Origin of the sequence: Marinococcus halotolerans DSM 16375 (genome assembly GCF_000420725.1) — a bacterium.
Lineage (GTDB): Bacteria > Bacillota > Bacilli > Bacillales > Marinococcaceae > Marinococcus > Marinococcus halotolerans.
In genome coordinates this window covers 20632-36760 of record NZ_ATVM01000004.1, presented here as the reverse complement: position 1 = coordinate 36760, position 16129 = coordinate 20632, and the positions used below count along the sequence as shown (strand labels likewise).

Sequence of the window (16129 nt, the reverse complement as noted above, 5' to 3'; positions counted from 1 at the left end):
TGGTAGGTCCTCCTTAAATTTAGCTTTATTCGTCAAAATTCGACATTTTCTATCTGTACGCTAACAATACCAATGTTTTCTAATACCGTCAACGAATTTGAATCATGATTTCTGTGAAATTTAACAAAAATTTCAATCGCATATACACAAATAAATCATTTTATACGTCTATTTATATGCTTATTTTTAAAAAATAAAGACTTAATCATCCCGATTGTGCATAAAAAACCATAAAAATTTATAATAGGAAAATATTTACTTGGCTAAAAATTAATTTTGTCGAATTGTCGAATGAAAATATTTTTGACGAAAAGGGAAAAAACACATAGTATATTAGTGTAGAAAATATTGGCCCGACGAATGGATGAGTATCTACAGAAGCCGGCACAGAGAACCGGGAATGCTGGAAACCGGTGCGGCAGAACTAGAGAAGATGGTCCGGGAGGGCGTCCGTGTGAGCTGTAATAGTAAAGACGGGCCGTCGGCGGCGTTAACGCTGAACTTCCGGGGGCCGGGTGCACCTGGAGATAAGCCGTTGTTTGTAAAAATAACGGAAATTTGGGTGGTACCACGTGAGCGCAGCTTTCGTCCCTTTGGCGGACGGAGGCTTTTTTATATTGGAAGAGAGTTTTATACACCTTTAAAGGAGGACATAAACATGCCAGAAGAAAAGAATACTTTTTATTTAACGACACCAATTTATTATCCGAGTGGAAAGCTTCATATCGGACATGCGTATACGACAGTGGCCGGAGACGCTCTTGCCCGTTACAAGCGCCTGAGAGGCTACGATGTAAAGTACTTAACCGGAACAGATGAACACGGCCAGAAAATTGAAAGAAAAGCGGAAGAAAACGGGGTCAGTCCGCAGCAGTTTGTCGACGATGCCGCCCAGAACATTAAGCAGCTGTGGGACAAATTAAATATTACCTACGATGATTTTATCCGCACGACTGAAGACCGCCACCGCGATGCTGTACAGCTCATTTTTGAAAAGCTGAAGGAAAACGGGGATATCTATCTGAGTGAATATGAAGGCTGGTATTCGGTGCCGGATGAGACCTTTTATACAGAAACCCAGCTCGAGGACAAACAGTACGACGAAGCAGGCAATGTAACCGCCGGCATCAGCCCGGAAAGCGGCCATCCGGTGGAAAAGGTGCGGGAAAAATCGTATTTTTTCAAAATGAGCAAGTATGCGGACCGCCTGCTTCAGTTTTATGAAGATAACCCGGGATTTATCCAGCCGGAATCCCGTAAAAACGAAATGATTAATAACTTTATCAAACCGGGACTCGGTGATTTATCGATTTCAAGGACAACGTTTGAATGGGGCATTCCTGTTAAAAGCGACCCGGAGCACGTGGTGTATGTATGGATTGACGCACTTAGCAACTACATTACTTCACTCGGCTACGCGACCGAGCACGATGAAGAATACCAAAAATACTGGCCGGCAGATGTGCATATTGTCGGCAAGGAAATCGTGCGTTTTCATACTATTTACTGGCCGATTATGCTGATGGCCCTTGACCTGCCTCTGCCTAAGAAGGTGTTCGGCCACGGATGGCTGTTAATGAAGGACGGAAAAATGTCGAAATCCAAAGGCAACGTTGTTGATCCGATTCCGCTTGTCGACCGCTACGGCCTGGATGCTGTCCGCTATTATCTGCTCCGGGAAGTGCCGTTTGGCTCCGACGGGGTGTTCACGCCGGAAGGGTTTGTGGACCGGATGAACTACGATCTCGCAAACGACCTGGGCAACCTTTTGAACCGTACCGTGGCGATGGTTAATAAATATTTTGACGGCTCCATCCCGGCCTACGTAAAGGACGCGAGTCCCTATGACGCCTCGCTGCTTGAGCTGATAGATGCCACCGTCACAAAGGTAGAAAATGCGGTCGAAGAAATGGAATTTTCAGTGGCTTTGACAGCGATATGGCAGCTTATCAGCCGGACAAACAAATATATTGATGAAACCCAGCCGTGGATTCTGGCAAGAGATGAAAGCGAGCGGGAAGTGCTCGGCTCTGTGCTGTACCATCTGGCAGAATCTCTGCGGGTAATCAGTATATTGATTCAGCCGTTTATGACAGAAACGCCGAAGAGCATCTGGTCGCAGCTTGGAATAGAGAAAGAAATTACTGGCTGGGAGGCGACGAAATCCTTCGCCCATATAAAAGAAGGCACCAGAGTAGCCGAAAAAGCCGTACCGGTTTTCCCTCGTCTTCAGCAGGAAGATGAAGTGAAGTATATTATTGAATCAATGGGTGGTACGGTAAAAGCGGAAGCAGAAGAGGAAGAGGAAACGGAAGAAAACGGTGAAATTACGATTGATGATTTTGGTAAAGTTGAGCTGAAGGTAGCGGAAATCATCGACGCAGAACCAGTCAAAAAGGCGAATAAACTGCTTAAAATCCAGTTGGACGTAGGGGATGAGAAGCGTCAGGTCGTTTCCGGCATCGCAGAGCATTACACCCCGGAGGATCTGAAAGGCCGGAAGGTGATCTGTGTGACCAATCTGAAGGCGGTGAAGCTCCGGGGAGAGTGGTCGGAAGGAATGATCCTGGCGGCCTCTAAAGGAAAAGAACTTACGCTTGCTACTATCGATCAGGCTCTTCCAAACGGATCGGTCGTGAATTAAAGAAGGGACGAGAATGTAATGCTTTTTGATACGCATGTTCATTTGAACGTAGAACAATTTGAAGGAGAAGTCGAAGAAACGATCGAGCGGGCCAAAGAAGCCGGGGTTGAATACATGACGGTCGTCGGCTTTGACCGGGAGACGATTCCCAAGGCGATAGGACTGGCGGAAACGTACAATTTTATTTACGCAGCAGTTGGCTGGCACCCGGTTGACGCTGTCGATATGACCGATGAGGATCTGGACTGGCTGGAAGAACTCGCCGGCCACCCCCGCGTGGTCGCCCTCGGAGAAATGGGGCTCGATTACCACTGGGACAAATCTCCGAAGGATGTACAAAAAGACGTATTCCGCCGGCAGATACACCTGGCAAAGAAAGTGAATATGCCGATCATTATTCATGACCGCGAGGCCCATGATGATATTGTCGATCTGCTTGAGGAAGAAAACGCGGGAGAAGTCGGTGGTATTATGCACTGCTTTGGCGGTACTGCCGAGACGGCGAAGCGCTGCATGGATATGAATTTTTATATTTCCTTTGGTGGTCCGGTCACGTTTAAAAACGCAAAGCTTCCTAAGGAAGTAAGCAGGGAGATCCCAATGGAGCGGCTGCTGGTGGAAACCGACTGTCCGTTTTTGGCGCCCCACCCTTACCGGGGCAAGCGCAACGAGCCGGCGTACGTAAAGCTGGTGGCTGAAAAAATCGCAGAATTGAAAGAAATTCCGTATGAGGAATTGGCTGCACAGACGACCAAAAACGCTAAACAGCTTTTTCGTCTGTAAACGATGAACAGGCCCGCTCTTTCCATGAAAATGGAAAAGCGGGCTGTATCATAGCAAAAGACTAAATTAGCTTAGAAGGAAGGTAACCGTGCGTATTTATGAATGTATCGTAGTGGAGGGCAAGTCTGATACTGCAGCCGTCCGCAATGCCGTGGAGGCAGACACCATTGAAACAAACGGCTCGGCAGTGAGTGAGGAAGCGCTCCGCCGGATTGAGCTGGCCAGGGAGCGAAGAGGGGTCATTATTCTGACTGACCCGGACGTGCCGGGCGAGAGAATCCGCCGGATTGTGAGCCGGCGTGTGCCGGGGTGCAAGCATGCTTTTTTAACAAAAGGAAAAGCTTACGGAAGCCCGGGACAGAGTCTGGGTGTGGAGCACGCTTCTGCAGAAACGATCCGGGAAGCTTTAAGTCACGTGCGCAGCGAAAAAGAGCACCCCGAAGTGACCGCAGCAGTAACAAGACAGGATCTTTTGGAGCTTGGCCTGTTCGCCGGAAGCGGCTCAAGAGATAAACGTGCCCGTCTGGGGGAAATACTGAACATTGGCTATGCCAATGGAAAGCAGTTTTTGAAAAGGCTGGAAATGTTTCAGATCAGTCAGGCTGAATTCACTGCGGCATATGAGCAACTATTGGAAGAGGAGGAGAAGGCGTGAAGGATATAGCAACCCCCGGGCGGACAAAAGATATATTGGAAAGACACGGATTTGCGTTTAAAAAAAGCCTGGGACAAAACTTCTTAATCGACGCAAACATTTTAACGCGCATTGCAGAAGCAGCGGGCATAGAGCCGGAGGACGGGGTCATAGAGGTAGGGCCGGGCATCGGGGCTCTCACGGAGCATCTCGCAAAGCAGGCCGGGCAGGTGGAGGCGTTTGAAATCGACCAGCGCCTGCTTCCGATTCTTGAAGAAACGATGGCTCCTTATCCGCATGTCCGGGTGCACCACCGCGATATTCTGCAGGTGGACCTCGGGGCGTTTATTCATGAACATATGAGTGAATGCCGGAGTATATCCGTCGTAGGAAATCTTCCGTACTACGTTACCACTCCCATCCTGATGGCAGTGCTCGAACAGAAGCTGCCGATTAAAAACATAGTGATTATGCTGCAAAAAGAAGTGGCAGAGCGAATGGCGGCTGCTCCCGGTACAAAAGCCTACGGCTCTTTATCGATAGCGGTACAGTATTTTGCGGAAACAGAAAGGGTTTTGACCGTTCCTAAAACCGTTTTTATTCCGCAGCCGCGAGTCGATTCACTGATTCTCCGTTTGAGAAAACGCTCCGCTCCGCCGGTGCACGTAGTGAACGAGGAATTCTTTTTCCGCCTGGTGCGGGCATCGTTTGTGCAGCGCAGGAAAACCCTGTGGAACAATTTGTTTCACCAGATCGCTGGGCCGGAGGGCAAAGACAGACTGCTGCATGCGTTTTGGCAGACCGGCATCGATTCCGGAAGACGCGGTGAAACGCTTTCCATGGAAGAATTCGCTCTATTAGCCAACGAACTTGCTCCTTTTTATCAAGAATTTTAAGACATTCCGAAAAAGAAGATTTAGTAATTGACATTCAAATTGAAGAATTGTTATAATGAAAAATTTTTGACAACTAACCCGGGTTATGTTAACATAATTTTTAGTGAGGTGGGTTAGACAATGGGAAAAACATTGGTGGAGATTAAAGAAGCGTTGGATTTAAAAGTAGGTAAACGAGTTACGGTAATTGCTAATGGCGGACGCAAGAAAACCGTCGAACGTTCCGGATATTTAGAGGAAACATATCCTTCCGTCTTTATTGTCAAACTGGACAGAGCCCAGCATCCTGTCGAACGTCTTTCTTACAGCTATACAGATGTACTCACCCAGACAGTCAAACTGTATCTAACGGAAGAAGAAGAGCTTCAGGCTTAACTAACACATACGAATGCAGTCCCCGGACAGCATACAGGCTTTCTGCGCTAAGCGGAAAGCTTTTTTCGTTTTTAAACCCGCATTGAATAATGGACGCCAAAAGGCGCGTGAAAGCCTGATTTCTGAATCTGCGTGCGCCTGCAGCAGTAAGGAAAGCTTTTCCTGCTGTACATGCTGCTGTTTTTCAACTAAAATGTTAGAAGGTTGAAAGTACGGTAAACGTGGAGGAAGATGAGAGAAGGAGAATGATGGTGAAGTTATCAAAAAAGGCTCCGGCGAAAATAAATCTGACGCTCGACGTTTTAGGTAAACGGGCAGATGGCTATCACGAAGTGAAAATGGTGATGGCTCAGGTGGATTTGGCTGATCGTCTGGAGTTTGAGCGAAGAAAAGATGGAAAAATTGTCGTGCAGATGTCAGAAGGCTTTCTTCCGGAAGACCATAGAAACCTGGCTTACCAGGCTGCAAAGCTGTTAAAGGATAAATACCGGATTGCATACGGCGTATCGATCTTCATACATAAAAATATCCCTGTCGCTGCCGGGCTCGCCGGTGGCAGCAGTGATGCCGCAGCTACGCTGCGGGGAGTGAATGAATTGTGGGAAATCGGTGCGGATATGGAGGAGCTGGCGGAAATTGGGGCACTGATCGGCTCAGACGTCTCCTTTTGTGTACACGGAGGGACGGCGATCGCTACTGGCCGTGGCGAGCAGATCGAACACATTGACCCGCCCCCGTCCTGCTGGGTAATCCTGGCTAAACCCCCTACAGGCGTTTCCACCGGGGAGATTTACCGCAGAATTGATGCGGCGAAAAAACGCCAGGAGATGACCCCTGCGATGGTTGAAGCAATTCGGAATAACAATTATGAACAGCTTTGCCGTTCTTTATCCAATACTCTTGAAGAAGTAACCCTGCCTCTGTATCCCGAGGTGGGCCAGATTAAAGCCCGCATGCTCGATTCCGGTGTGGATGCTGCGCTGATGAGCGGAAGCGGACCTACTGTTTTTGGGCTGGTGGATAAGGAAAGTAAAGTAAGCCGTGTGTATAATGCGCTGCGTGGCTTCTGCTCCCAAGTGTACGCGGTTCGTCTGTTGAACAACCGAAACGCTTGATAAAATCCGTATGAAAATGGTATATTCTTGCTAAATATTCGGATTTTACGGAGGTAAGCATGAAAAAACTGAAACGAAGCGGTCGATTGGTTGATATGACCAATTTTTTGCTGCAGCACCCACATGAACTTATCTCTCTTGGTTATTTTACGGAGAGGTATGATTCCGCCAAGTCCTCGGTAAGTGAAGATTTGACTATCATTAAAGAAATTTTTGAAACACAGGGCGTTGGTGCACTGCGTACGGTGGCAGGCGCGAGCGGCGGCGTGCGATACGTGCCGAAAGTGGAAAAAAGCACCGCGGAGCTGTTTGTCGGTGGCCTGTGTGAAAAGCTCGAAAACAAAGAACGGCTGCTGCCTGGAGGGTATTTATATATGATGGATATCCTTGGGCGTCCGCGCACAATGAACGAAGTGGGAAAAATGTTTGCTTCTGTTTTTGCGGACCGGCAGATTGATGCCATTGTCACTGTGGCTATGAAAGGCATCCCGCTTGGACACGCAATTGGTACATACCTCGACGTGCCTGTAAGCATTGTGCGAAGAGACCACCGGGTCACGGAAGGGTCGACAGTGAGTATCAATTACGTATCAGGTTCATCGAGACGCATTCAGACGATGTCCTTAGCGCGGAGGAGCCTGCCGGAAGGGTCCAATGTGCTTGTAGTGGACGATTTCATGAAAGCGGGCGGTACGGTAAGCGGAATGATAGAGCTGCTGCAGGAGTTCCGGGCAAACGTGGCAGGCATCGGAGTGCTTGTAGAAGCTGAAGGCGCCGGAGAGCGGCTGGTGGATGATTACGTAAGCATTGCAAGAGTGGAAGAGGTAAATGAAAAGACGAAAAACATCCGTGTAGTTCCCGGCAATTTTCTAACAAAGCTGGAAAAGGAGAGATCAAGATGAAGGAAATATTTACTAAGCAGGCACCAGAGGCTATTGGCCCGTATTCGCAGGGCATCAAGGTAAATAATGTATTTTACAGCTCCGGCCAGATTCCTTTGACGACGGCAGGCGAAATTGTAAGCGGCGGCGTTGAAGAGCAGACGCATCAGGTTTTTCAAAACCTGCAGGCAGTACTCGCTGAAGCCGGTTCTTCGCTGAATCATGTTATTAAGGCAACAGTATTCATTAAAGATATGGATGAATTTCCGGTTATTAATGAAGTGTATGGGTCTTACTTTCAGGAACACCAGCCGGCCCGTTCGTGTGTCGAAGTGGCCCGTCTCCCTAAGGATGTAAAAGTGGAAATTGAAGTCATTGCTTTATTGGCTTCCTAAATCACAGTGCTCTGTGCTGCCTGCGCGAATGGCAGCCGGGGTGCTGTTTTTTTACGATACGGGTAGAAAAGAGCACGTGACAGGCCGATAAGAAGAATAACGGAAAGATTTTTAAATACAGGACTTTTAGCTCGAGCAAAAAGATGTGGTAACATACCTAAAACATCGTTATACTGGATACATGTTTATATACTGTAAAAGTAAAAATATCTGCAGGCGATTTTTTGTCCGTGCAGGACTCTGCGCAATAATGTAGAAATCAATAATCAGCCTCTTTATGCTTTATGCGGCAGAGGAGATACATATAGATGAGAGGGTTAATAAATCAAAGGTGGTGAAAATATGCAGGTAACAGATGTCAGGCTGCGCCGGGTAAATACTGATGGACGAATGAGAGCAATTGCTTCGATTACATTCGATGAAGAGTTTGTGGTCCATGATATTCGGGTCATTGATGGAAATAACGGTCTCTTTGTTGCTATGCCGAGTAAACGCACCCCTGATGGGGAATTCCGTGATATTGCCCATCCTATTTCGTCAGCAGCGAGAGAGAAGATCCAATCCGCTGTATTGGCAGAATATGACGAGCAGGAACACCAGCCCGCAGAAAAAAACTTTAACGAAGCCGGCGCTTCGTAACATCATATGCACCAGGGCAGCGATAACGGTCTCGAGGGGACCGTTATTTATTTTTGACTGTAAACGGAATCAGGTGGATAGGTAACCGTTCATTATGTAGAATAGGTAATAGTGTATTCTTGAAAACCGAAAGCTTTTAAGATATTATTCTTAATGGACAAAAATGCGCATATGGAGGAACCTACATGAACAATCGCTATGCCGTTATTTTAGCTGCCGGAAAAGGCACCCGCATGAAATCCAGTCTCTATAAAGTACTTCACCCTGTCTGCGGAAAACCGATGGTGGAGCACGTGGTGGACGAGCTCGAAGACGCCGGTGTCGATCAATTAGTGACGGTGACCGGCCACGGGGCAGAAGCTGTCGAAGAGCATTTAAAAGAGCGTACTTCTTATGTGCTTCAGGAAGAACAGCTTGGCACGGCTCATGCTGTAATGCAGACGAGACAGATGCTTGAGGGCAAAAAGGGGACGACCATTGTTGCGTGTGGAGATACTCCATTGATCCAGGGGAGCACGATGCAGGCGCTGATGGATCATCACGAACAAATGGAAGCAAAAGCAAGCATTTTGACAGCCGTAGCAGACGACCCTGCCGGTTACGGGCGGGTCGTCCGGGGCAGCAGTGGAGAAGTTGTCAGGATCGTTGAACATAAGGATGCAGACGAAACGGAAAGAAGCATCCGTGAAATTAATACGGGTACCTACTGCTTTGATAATGAAGCGTTGTTTCATGCCCTAAGCCAGGTGGATAACAATAATGTTCAAGGTGAATATTACCTTCCTGACGTCATTGGTATCCTTCAGGAGAAAGGGGAAACCGTATCTGCCTGGACCACTCCGGACTTTTCTGAGACAATCGGGGTGAACGACCGGGTGGCGTTATCCCAGGCTGAAAAAGCCATGAAGCGCCGCATTAATGAACATTGGATGCGGCAGGGAGTAACCATTATCGATCCGGAGAATACTTATATCTCGAAAGAATCTGTGATCGGCGCTGATACAGTCATTGAGCCCGGGACTATTCTCCGCGGCAGTGTACATGTAGGAACCTCCTGCCAGCTCGGCCCGCACTCAGAAATCAGTAATGCTGTCATCGGCAGCGAAACAGTGGTCCGTCAGTCGACAGTGACAGACAGCGAGGTAGGAAACTCCGTACAAATCGGCCCCTATGCCCATATCCGGCCGGCTTCGTCGATCGGTGATGAAGCCAAGATCGGCAATTTTGTTGAAATTAAGAAAGCCTCCATCGGACAGGGAAGCAAAACGTCCCACCTCAGCTACATCGGAGATGCAGAGGTAGGAAAAAATGTGAATATCGGCTGTGGCTCCATTACTGTTAATTACGACGGCACAGGCAAGCATTTAACGAAGATCGAGGATAACGTGTTTATTGGATGCAACTCCAATCTCGTAGCGCCGGTAAACGTTGGAAAAGGCGCTTACGTAGCAGCAGGTTCCACTATTACTTCGGATGTTCCGGAGGATGCGCTCTCCATTGCACGGTCAAGACAGACGAATAAAGAAAACTATGTAAGTGAAAAATTGAATGCAGATAAAAAGCAAAACAAGTGACGGAGGGAATTAAAAAATGTCCACGATGGATCGCTCCAATTTGAAAGTATTCACCCTGAACTCGAATCCAAGGCTGGCAGAGGAAATTGTTGAACAGATCGGTACAACAATGGGACTCAGCTCTGTAAAACGATTCAGTGACGGAGAAGTGCAGATAAACATTGAAGAAAGTATCCGCGGCTGCGATGTCTTTTTGGTCCAGTCGACTTCAGACCCGGCCAATGAGCATCTCATGGAGCTTTTGATTATGATCGATGCCATGAAGCGGGCTTCGGCAAAAACGATCAGCGTTGTCCTCCCTTATTACGGGTACGCCCGCCAGGACCGTAAGGCCCGGGCGAGAGAGCCTATTACAGCCAAGCTGATTGCCAATCTGCTGGAAACAGCTGGAGCGACCAGGATTTTGAGCCTGGACCTGCACGCGACGCAAATTCAAGGATTCTTCGATATCCCGGTGGATCAGCTGCAGGGAGAACCTATTTTGTCCCGTCACTTCAACGAAAAAGGCCTGGAGGACCTCGTCATTGTATCGCCCGACCACGGAGGCGTGGTGCGCGCACGCAGAATGGCAGACCGCTTAAAGGCTCCTATTGCGATTATTGATAAACGCCGGCCGCGTCCGAACGTTTCAGAGGTGATGAATATCGTCGGTGATGTAAAAGGCAAAACGGCCATCATTATTGATGATATTATTGATACCGCCGGGACGATCACACTCGCAGCGGATGCGTTAATCGATTCGGGGGCAAACCATGTGTACGCATGCTGCACCCACCCGGTGCTTTCCGGCCCGGCAATAGAAAGAATCGAGAATTCGAAGATTGAAGAGCTTGTAGTGACAAATTCCATCGTGCTTCCGGAAGAGAAAAATATTGATAAAATAACACAGCTTTCCGTCGGCCCGCTTATGGCTAAAGCTATTATTAATGTCTTTGAGCAGACTTCGGTCAGCCGTTTGTTTAATTAATCTACAAGAAAATCAATGGTTTGAATAAGCCATTGATTTTTGATGTGGATTCTGGTATAATTCTGTCTCAAGTGGGCAAAATTACGCGAACACGTGAAAATAAAATTTAATTATGAGGTGAATACCATGGCTACGCAGTTAACTGCAGCTCGTCGTCCTGAAACAAAACAGTCAGTGACGAAAAAACTCCGCAGAGAGGGCACAATTCCAGCCGTTATTTATGGCAAGAAAACGGAAAGCCAGCCTATCTCTGTCGACAACGTTACATTCCTGAAAACGATTCGTGAGGCCGGAAAGAACGGCATCATTGATCTGACCATTGAAGGCGAAAACAAAAAGCACCAGGTCATCGTGCATGATATGCAGGTTGACTCCATCAAGGATTACTTTATCCATGTTGACTTCTTTGAAGTAGACATGACTTCCGAAATGGAAGCAGACGTTGCTGTACACCTCGAAGGCGAAGCGCCAGGGGAAAAAGACGGCGGCGTTGTCTCCCACATGATGTTCAATATTACTGTCAGCGCACTGCCTGCTGAAATTCCTGACAGCATCAGCGTGGACGTTTCGACATTGAATGTCGGTGATTCCATTCAGGTAGCAGACCTTCCAGAAGGCTTAAACTACACGATTACGAGTGAGCCGGAGGAAACGATTGTTACTGTTCTTGTACCGGAAGAAGAGCCGGAAGAGCCAGGCGAAGAAGAAGCAGAAGAGCCTGAGCTTGTAGATGCGGATGACGAATCCGAAGAAGGTTCTGAAGAAGGCAGCAACGACAACAACAATTCATAATTTCTGTACCAAAGCTGACGGAGGGCATGATGCCTTCCGTCATAAATAAAGATCGCAGGCAACGCTGCTCGACAGGCGCCCTGCGATCTTTATTTATGCTATGCTTTTAAGCTGAAACACCTTAAAATAAACAGGCACTGTAATCGTTTCAAACGTCAAAAATCAGTTTTTTTTAGTATAATATGAAGAAGCAGCCTGAACATTATACGTACGAGGCAGAGCGGGGGACCAGCATGAAATTTATTGTCGGGTTAGGCAACCCGGGGAAAAAATATAACAAGACACGCCATAACGTTGGATTTGAAGCTGTGGAAGAGCTCGCTTCTATGTGGCAGCTGTCATGGAAAAAGAGCAAGTGGAGGAGCGAAACTGCCGAAACAATGGCAGGGGGCGAAAAAGTGGTACTGGTAAAGCCTTTGACTTATATGAATCTTTCAGGAGAGGCAGTAGGCCCGATGCTTGATTTCTATAAAGCGTCCCCGGAAGACGTTTTAGTTGTGTATGATGATCTGGATCTGGCTCCCGGCACGGTACGTCTGCGTAAAAAAGGCGGCCACGGAGGCCATAACGGCATACGCTCGTTAATTGAACATTTGGGTACAAAGGAGTTTAAGCGGCTGCGCATTGGGATTGGAAAGCCGGAGAAGGCGTCTGTGATTGACTACGTTCTTGGCACCTTCCCCCCGGAAGAGAGAAAGCAGATGGATGAGGCCGTTAAAAAGGCAGCAGCCTCGGCGGAAGCTTGGAGCAGTAAATCATTTGATGAAGTGATGAATGAGTTTAATTAATAGAAGGACGGGGTGGGACTGGAGAGTTCCGCTCCCCTTTTGCGTGATAAAAAAAGAGAGCACTATAAATAGGGAGGAACGAGCATGAAGGGTTTACCATCGATATTGGCCTCCAACCCGGAGATCAGTGAAGTTATCAGTGATCTCCAAAACGGGGTGCCGGAGCAGCTAATTTCAGGGCTCAGCGGATCGGCAAGAACGTTATTTATGACGCTTGCCCAGGAGAAGACGCAGCAGCCTCAGCTGGTAGTGACGCACACGCTGTATCAGGCGCAGAAGCTGTACGATGATTTGTTGGAATGGTCGGAGAAGGAAGTGTTAATATATCCGGTCAATGAGCTTATTTCTGCTGAAATTGCGGTAGCGAGTCCGGAAATGAGATCGCAGCGAATTGAAGTGCTCGACCGTCTGATCGGCGGCTTTGACGGAATTATTGTGAGCCCGGTGGCCGGCCTGCGCCGTCTGCTGCCTCCGCCTGCTGTTTGGGAAGCAGCCCAGTGGCCGCTGCATACCGGTGATGATCTTGACCTGGATGCGTTCCAGCAATTTCTCTATGCTTCCGGCTATCAGCGCGCTGATATGGTGGCTGCTCCTGGTGAATTCAGCATCCGCGGTGGGATTATCGACATCTACTCGCTGACGGCCGACAATCCGGTGCGGCTGGAGCTGTTTGATACAGAAGTTGATTCTCTGCGTTTATTTAATCCGGAGGACCAGCGGACAATTGAGCAGATTACTAAGGTCAATATCAGCCCTGCCCAGGAAACCATTCTTTATCCGGAGCAATTTCAGCGGGCAGCCTCTCACCTTGAGGACGGACTGAGCAAAACGCTGAAAACGGTCAAAGACGAGACCGTGAAACAGAAGGTGCAGGAGCGCCTGTCGGAAGAGCGGGAGCAGCTGCTGCAGCACGTACGCTTTCAAAGTCTGTACAAATATATGCAGTTTTTCTATGAAAAGCCGGCTACTCTGAGCAGTTATTTTTCCTCAGACACGATCTTTTTTATCGATGAAGTAAGCCGGGTCCAGGAAACGGCAGAACGTCTGGATGAAGAAGAGGCAGAGTGGCGGACAAATATGGTAGAGCAGGGAGAGCTGCCGGTAGAAATGCAGCTTTCGGTGCCGTTCCACACGCTGATGAAAAACATCGACTTTCCGAAGGTGCTTTTCTCTTTATTTACCCGTAGTTTGTCCGAGTTTCACCCGCGCCGGGTGGCGAACATCACGAGCAAGGCAATGCAGCAGTTTCACGGTCAGCTGCCGGTGCTGAAAAATGAAATTGAACGCTGGCAGAACGGAGGATTTCGTATCGTTTTTGCCGCTGAGACAGAGGACCGGCTCGAACGGCTGCAGAGAATTCTCGATGATTACGGCGTAGAAGCAGAACGGGCAAAAAAGGACGGGCCATTTACGCCGGGACGTCCTGCTATTGTTCAGGGACGACTAGACAGCGGATTTGAACTGCCACTCGAGAAGCTTGCCGTCATTACGGAGCAGGAGACGTTTACAAAGCAGGTACGCCGCTCCAGGCGCCGCGAAAAGCTGAACAATGCTGAACGCATCAAGAGCTATTCGGAGCTGCAGGTGGGAGACCTGGTCGTTCACGTGAACCATGGCATCGGAAAATACCTTGGCATGGAAACCCTCGACGTTGGAGGAGTACACCAGGACTTCCTAAACGTGTCCTATGCGGGCAACGACAAACTGTATGTGCCGGTCGAGCAGATTGATCAGGTTCAAAAGTACGTGGGGTCAGAAGAAAAGGATCCTAAAATTTATAAACTCGGCGGCAACGACTGGAAGCGTGTAAAGCGCAAGGTACAATCCTCTGTTGAAGACATCGCCGACGACCTGATCAAGCTATATGCGGAACGGGAGGCTACGAAGGGGCACGCCTTCAACCGGTATGCGATGGAAGAGCAGGCGTTTGCTGCCACCTTCCCTTACGAGGAGACAGAGGATCAGATAAAAGCGATTGAAGAAATCCGCGAAGACATGGAGCGCGAACGTCCAATGGACCGCCTCTTATGTGGTGATGTTGGCTACGGAAAAACAGAGGTGGCGATACGGGCGGCGTTCAAAGCAGTGATGGATGGCAAGCAGGTGGCCATTTTGGTGCCGACAACGATTTTGGCCCAGCAGCATTTCGACACGCTCACAGAGCGTTTTGCCGACCAGCCGATCAACATCGGCCTGATGAGCCGCTTCCGAACAAAAAAACAGCAGAATGAAACAACCCGGGGGCTGAAGGCAGGAAGTGTCGATATTGTGATCGGCACGCACCGTGTGCTTTCCAAAGATGTACAGTTTCATGATTTAGGGCTGCTGATTGTCGATGAAGAGCAGCGGTTTGGGGTTACTCATAAGGAGAAAATCAAACGGCTCAAGGCAAACATCGACGTATTAACGCTGACGGCAACGCCTATTCCAAGAACGCTGCACATGTCGATGCTCGGCGTGCGGGATCTCTCTGTCATCGAGACCCCGCCGGAAAACCGTTTTCCAGTACAAACGTATGTGATGGAATACAATCCGACGCTGGTCAAAGAAGCTATAGAACGCGAAATCAGCCGCGGCGGCCAGGTGTATTTTATGCATAACCGGGTGGATAATATCAGCCGGATGGCTGACCAGATTTCGATGCTTGTGCCGGAGGCAGAGGTCGCTTACGCTCACGGGCAGATGAATGAGCAGGAGCTCGAATCGGTTATGGTGGAGTTTTTAGAGGGCAACAAGGATGTGCTGGTCACGACGACGATTATAGAAACCGGGGTCGATATCCCGAATGTGAATACGCTTATTATTAACAACGCTGACCGGATGGGGCTTTCCCAGCTGTATCAGATCCGCGGCCGGGTCGGCAGGTCCAACCGCGTAGCTTATTCGTATTTCACGTACCAGCGCGACAAGGTGCTTTCTGAGGTGGCGGAAAAGCGTCTGCAGGCGATCAAGGAATTTACGGAGCTTGGCTCGGGCTTTAAGATTGCCATGAGAGATCTTTCCATCCGCGGAACGGGTAATCTGCTCGGCGCAGAGCAGCACGGCTACATTGAATCCGTGGGATTTGATTTGTACTCGCAGATGCTAAAAGAAGCTATTGAAGAACGTAAAGAAGGTCAGCCGAAACAGAAGGAGCCGGAGATGGAGATGAATATGAAAGCAGACGCCTACATCCCTGACTTTTATATTGATGACTCCAAGCAGAAAATAGAGATGTATAAACGCTTCCGGGGACTTGAGACGCTTGAGGATATGGAAGATCTGCAGAGTGAAATGATGGACCGCTTCGGAGAATATCCGGTGGAAGTGGAAAAGCTGTTTATTCTCAGTAATATTCGTCTGCGCGCCGAAGCTTCGGGAGTAGAGTCTATTTCCCAGGAAGCAAACAAAACCATTATTCTGGTAGGCGAAGCAGCAAGCAGTGAAGCAGATGGCGCTTCGCTGTTCGGACTTGTAAATGACCTGGGACGTCATATCGGTATCGGGACCAGCGGGAAAAAGATTCAGATATCAGTGCAGCACCAGCGGCTCGAAGAAATGAAAATTCTCACTTCTGTGCAGGCGGTCGTCAAAGGCGTGCAGGAAGCAAAAAAAGAGCCGGAAGAAACAACGTCCCCGAAATAGAGCGGGCGGATAGAAGGGATCG

General features: G+C 48.6%; 14 protein-coding genes. All 14 read left to right on the top strand.

The window, feature by feature from the left end:
- Positions 1-658: 658 nt before the first annotated feature.
- The 14 genes from metG to mfd all read left to right on the top strand — a co-directional run bounded on the left by metG (position 659) and on the right by mfd (position 16107).
- Positions 659-2644, top strand: coding sequence for a methionine--tRNA ligase (gene metG / locus G548_RS0104090; protein WP_027847190.1), 1986 nt, complete (start codon positions 659-661; stop codon positions 2642-2644).
- An 18-nt stretch (positions 2645-2662) separates the two neighbouring features.
- On the top strand, positions 2663-3427 hold the full coding sequence (locus G548_RS0104085; RefSeq protein ID WP_022792875.1) for a TatD family hydrolase: 765 nt from the start codon (positions 2663-2665) through the stop codon (positions 3425-3427).
- Positions 3428-3515: 88 nt separating this feature from the next.
- Positions 3516-4082 (top strand): ribonuclease M5, encoded by a 567-nt coding sequence (gene rnmV / locus G548_RS0104080; RefSeq protein ID WP_022792874.1) that lies wholly within the window; start codon positions 3516-3518, stop codon positions 4080-4082.
- On the top strand, positions 4079-4957 hold the full coding sequence (rsmA, locus tag G548_RS0104075) for a 16S rRNA (adenine(1518)-N(6)/adenine(1519)-N(6))-dimethyltransferase RsmA (RefSeq protein WP_022792873.1): 879 nt from the start codon (positions 4079-4081) through the stop codon (positions 4955-4957). Before rnmV ends, rsmA begins: the two co-directional genes overlap by 4 nt.
- 120 nt (positions 4958-5077) lie before the next feature.
- Positions 5078-5332: a Veg family protein gene (locus G548_RS0104070; protein ID WP_022792872.1), complete on the top strand. Its 255-nt coding sequence runs from the start codon at positions 5078-5080 to the stop codon at positions 5330-5332.
- Between the two features lie 251 nt (positions 5333-5583).
- Positions 5584-6447, top strand: a complete 864-nt coding sequence (gene ispE / locus G548_RS0104065) for a 4-(cytidine 5'-diphospho)-2-C-methyl-D-erythritol kinase (RefSeq protein WP_027847189.1) — start codon at positions 5584-5586, stop codon at positions 6445-6447.
- Between the two features lie 59 nt (positions 6448-6506).
- Positions 6507-7349 (top strand): pur operon repressor, encoded by an 843-nt coding sequence (purR, locus tag G548_RS0104060; protein WP_022792870.1) that lies wholly within the window; start codon positions 6507-6509, stop codon positions 7347-7349.
- Complete coding sequence (locus tag G548_RS0104055) at positions 7346-7723, top strand: RidA family protein (RefSeq protein ID WP_022792869.1); 378 nt, start codon at positions 7346-7348, stop codon at positions 7721-7723. Before purR ends, G548_RS0104055 begins: the two co-directional genes overlap by 4 nt.
- Positions 7724-8065: 342 nt before the next feature.
- Positions 8066-8362 carry a septation regulator SpoVG gene (spoVG, locus tag G548_RS0104050; protein WP_022792868.1) on the top strand — a complete coding sequence of 99 codons (297 nt, stop codon included), beginning with the start codon at positions 8066-8068 and terminating at the stop codon, positions 8360-8362.
- 185 nt (positions 8363-8547) lie between these two features.
- Complete coding sequence (gene glmU, locus G548_RS0104045) at positions 8548-9936, top strand: bifunctional UDP-N-acetylglucosamine diphosphorylase/glucosamine-1-phosphate N-acetyltransferase GlmU (RefSeq protein ID WP_022792867.1); 1389 nt, start codon at positions 8548-8550, stop codon at positions 9934-9936.
- Between the two features lie 16 nt (positions 9937-9952).
- Complete coding sequence (locus G548_RS0104040) at positions 9953-10903, top strand: ribose-phosphate diphosphokinase (protein WP_022792866.1); 951 nt, start codon at positions 9953-9955, stop codon at positions 10901-10903.
- A gap of 126 nt (positions 10904-11029) precedes the next feature.
- The gene (locus tag G548_RS0104035; protein ID WP_022792865.1) at positions 11030-11695 is read left to right on the top strand and encodes a 50S ribosomal protein L25/general stress protein Ctc; all 666 of its coding nucleotides are present in this window, start codon (positions 11030-11032) and stop codon (positions 11693-11695) included.
- A gap of 233 nt (positions 11696-11928) precedes the next feature.
- The gene (pth, locus tag G548_RS0104030) at positions 11929-12483 is read left to right on the top strand and encodes an aminoacyl-tRNA hydrolase (RefSeq protein ID WP_022792864.1); all 555 of its coding nucleotides are present in this window, start codon (positions 11929-11931) and stop codon (positions 12481-12483) included.
- Positions 12484-12567: 84 nt separating this feature from the next.
- Positions 12568-16107, top strand: a complete 3540-nt coding sequence (gene mfd / locus G548_RS0104025; RefSeq protein ID WP_022792863.1) for a transcription-repair coupling factor — start codon at positions 12568-12570, stop codon at positions 16105-16107.
- Positions 16108-16129 lie beyond the last annotated feature (22 nt).

Excerpts from the sequence above, each read along its gene's own strand:
- metG (WP_027847190.1), top strand. The coding sequence starts at position 659 with ATGCCAGAAGAAAAGAATACTTTTTATTTAACGACACCAATTTATTAT.
- G548_RS0104085 (WP_022792875.1), top strand. The coding sequence starts at position 2,663 with ATGCTTTTTGATACGCATGTTCATTTGAACGTAGAACAATTTGAAGGA.
- G548_RS0104070 (WP_022792872.1), top strand. The coding sequence starts at position 5,078 with ATGGGAAAAACATTGGTGGAGATTAAAGAAGCGTTGGATTTAAAAGTA.
- purR (WP_022792870.1), top strand. The coding sequence starts at position 6,507 with ATGAAAAAACTGAAACGAAGCGGTCGATTGGTTGATATGACCAATTTT.
- G548_RS0104055 (WP_022792869.1), top strand. The coding sequence starts at position 7,346 with ATGAAGGAAATATTTACTAAGCAGGCACCAGAGGCTATTGGCCCGTAT.
- spoVG (WP_022792868.1), top strand. The coding sequence starts at position 8,066 with ATGCAGGTAACAGATGTCAGGCTGCGCCGGGTAAATACTGATGGACGA.
- glmU (WP_022792867.1), top strand. The coding sequence starts at position 8,548 with ATGAACAATCGCTATGCCGTTATTTTAGCTGCCGGAAAAGGCACCCGC.
- G548_RS0104040 (WP_022792866.1), top strand. The coding sequence starts at position 9,953 with ATGTCCACGATGGATCGCTCCAATTTGAAAGTATTCACCCTGAACTCG.
- G548_RS0104035 (WP_022792865.1), top strand. The coding sequence starts at position 11,030 with ATGGCTACGCAGTTAACTGCAGCTCGTCGTCCTGAAACAAAACAGTCA.
- pth (WP_022792864.1), top strand. The coding sequence starts at position 11,929 with ATGAAATTTATTGTCGGGTTAGGCAACCCGGGGAAAAAATATAACAAG.
- mfd (WP_022792863.1), top strand. The coding sequence starts at position 12,568 with ATGAAGGGTTTACCATCGATATTGGCCTCCAACCCGGAGATCAGTGAA.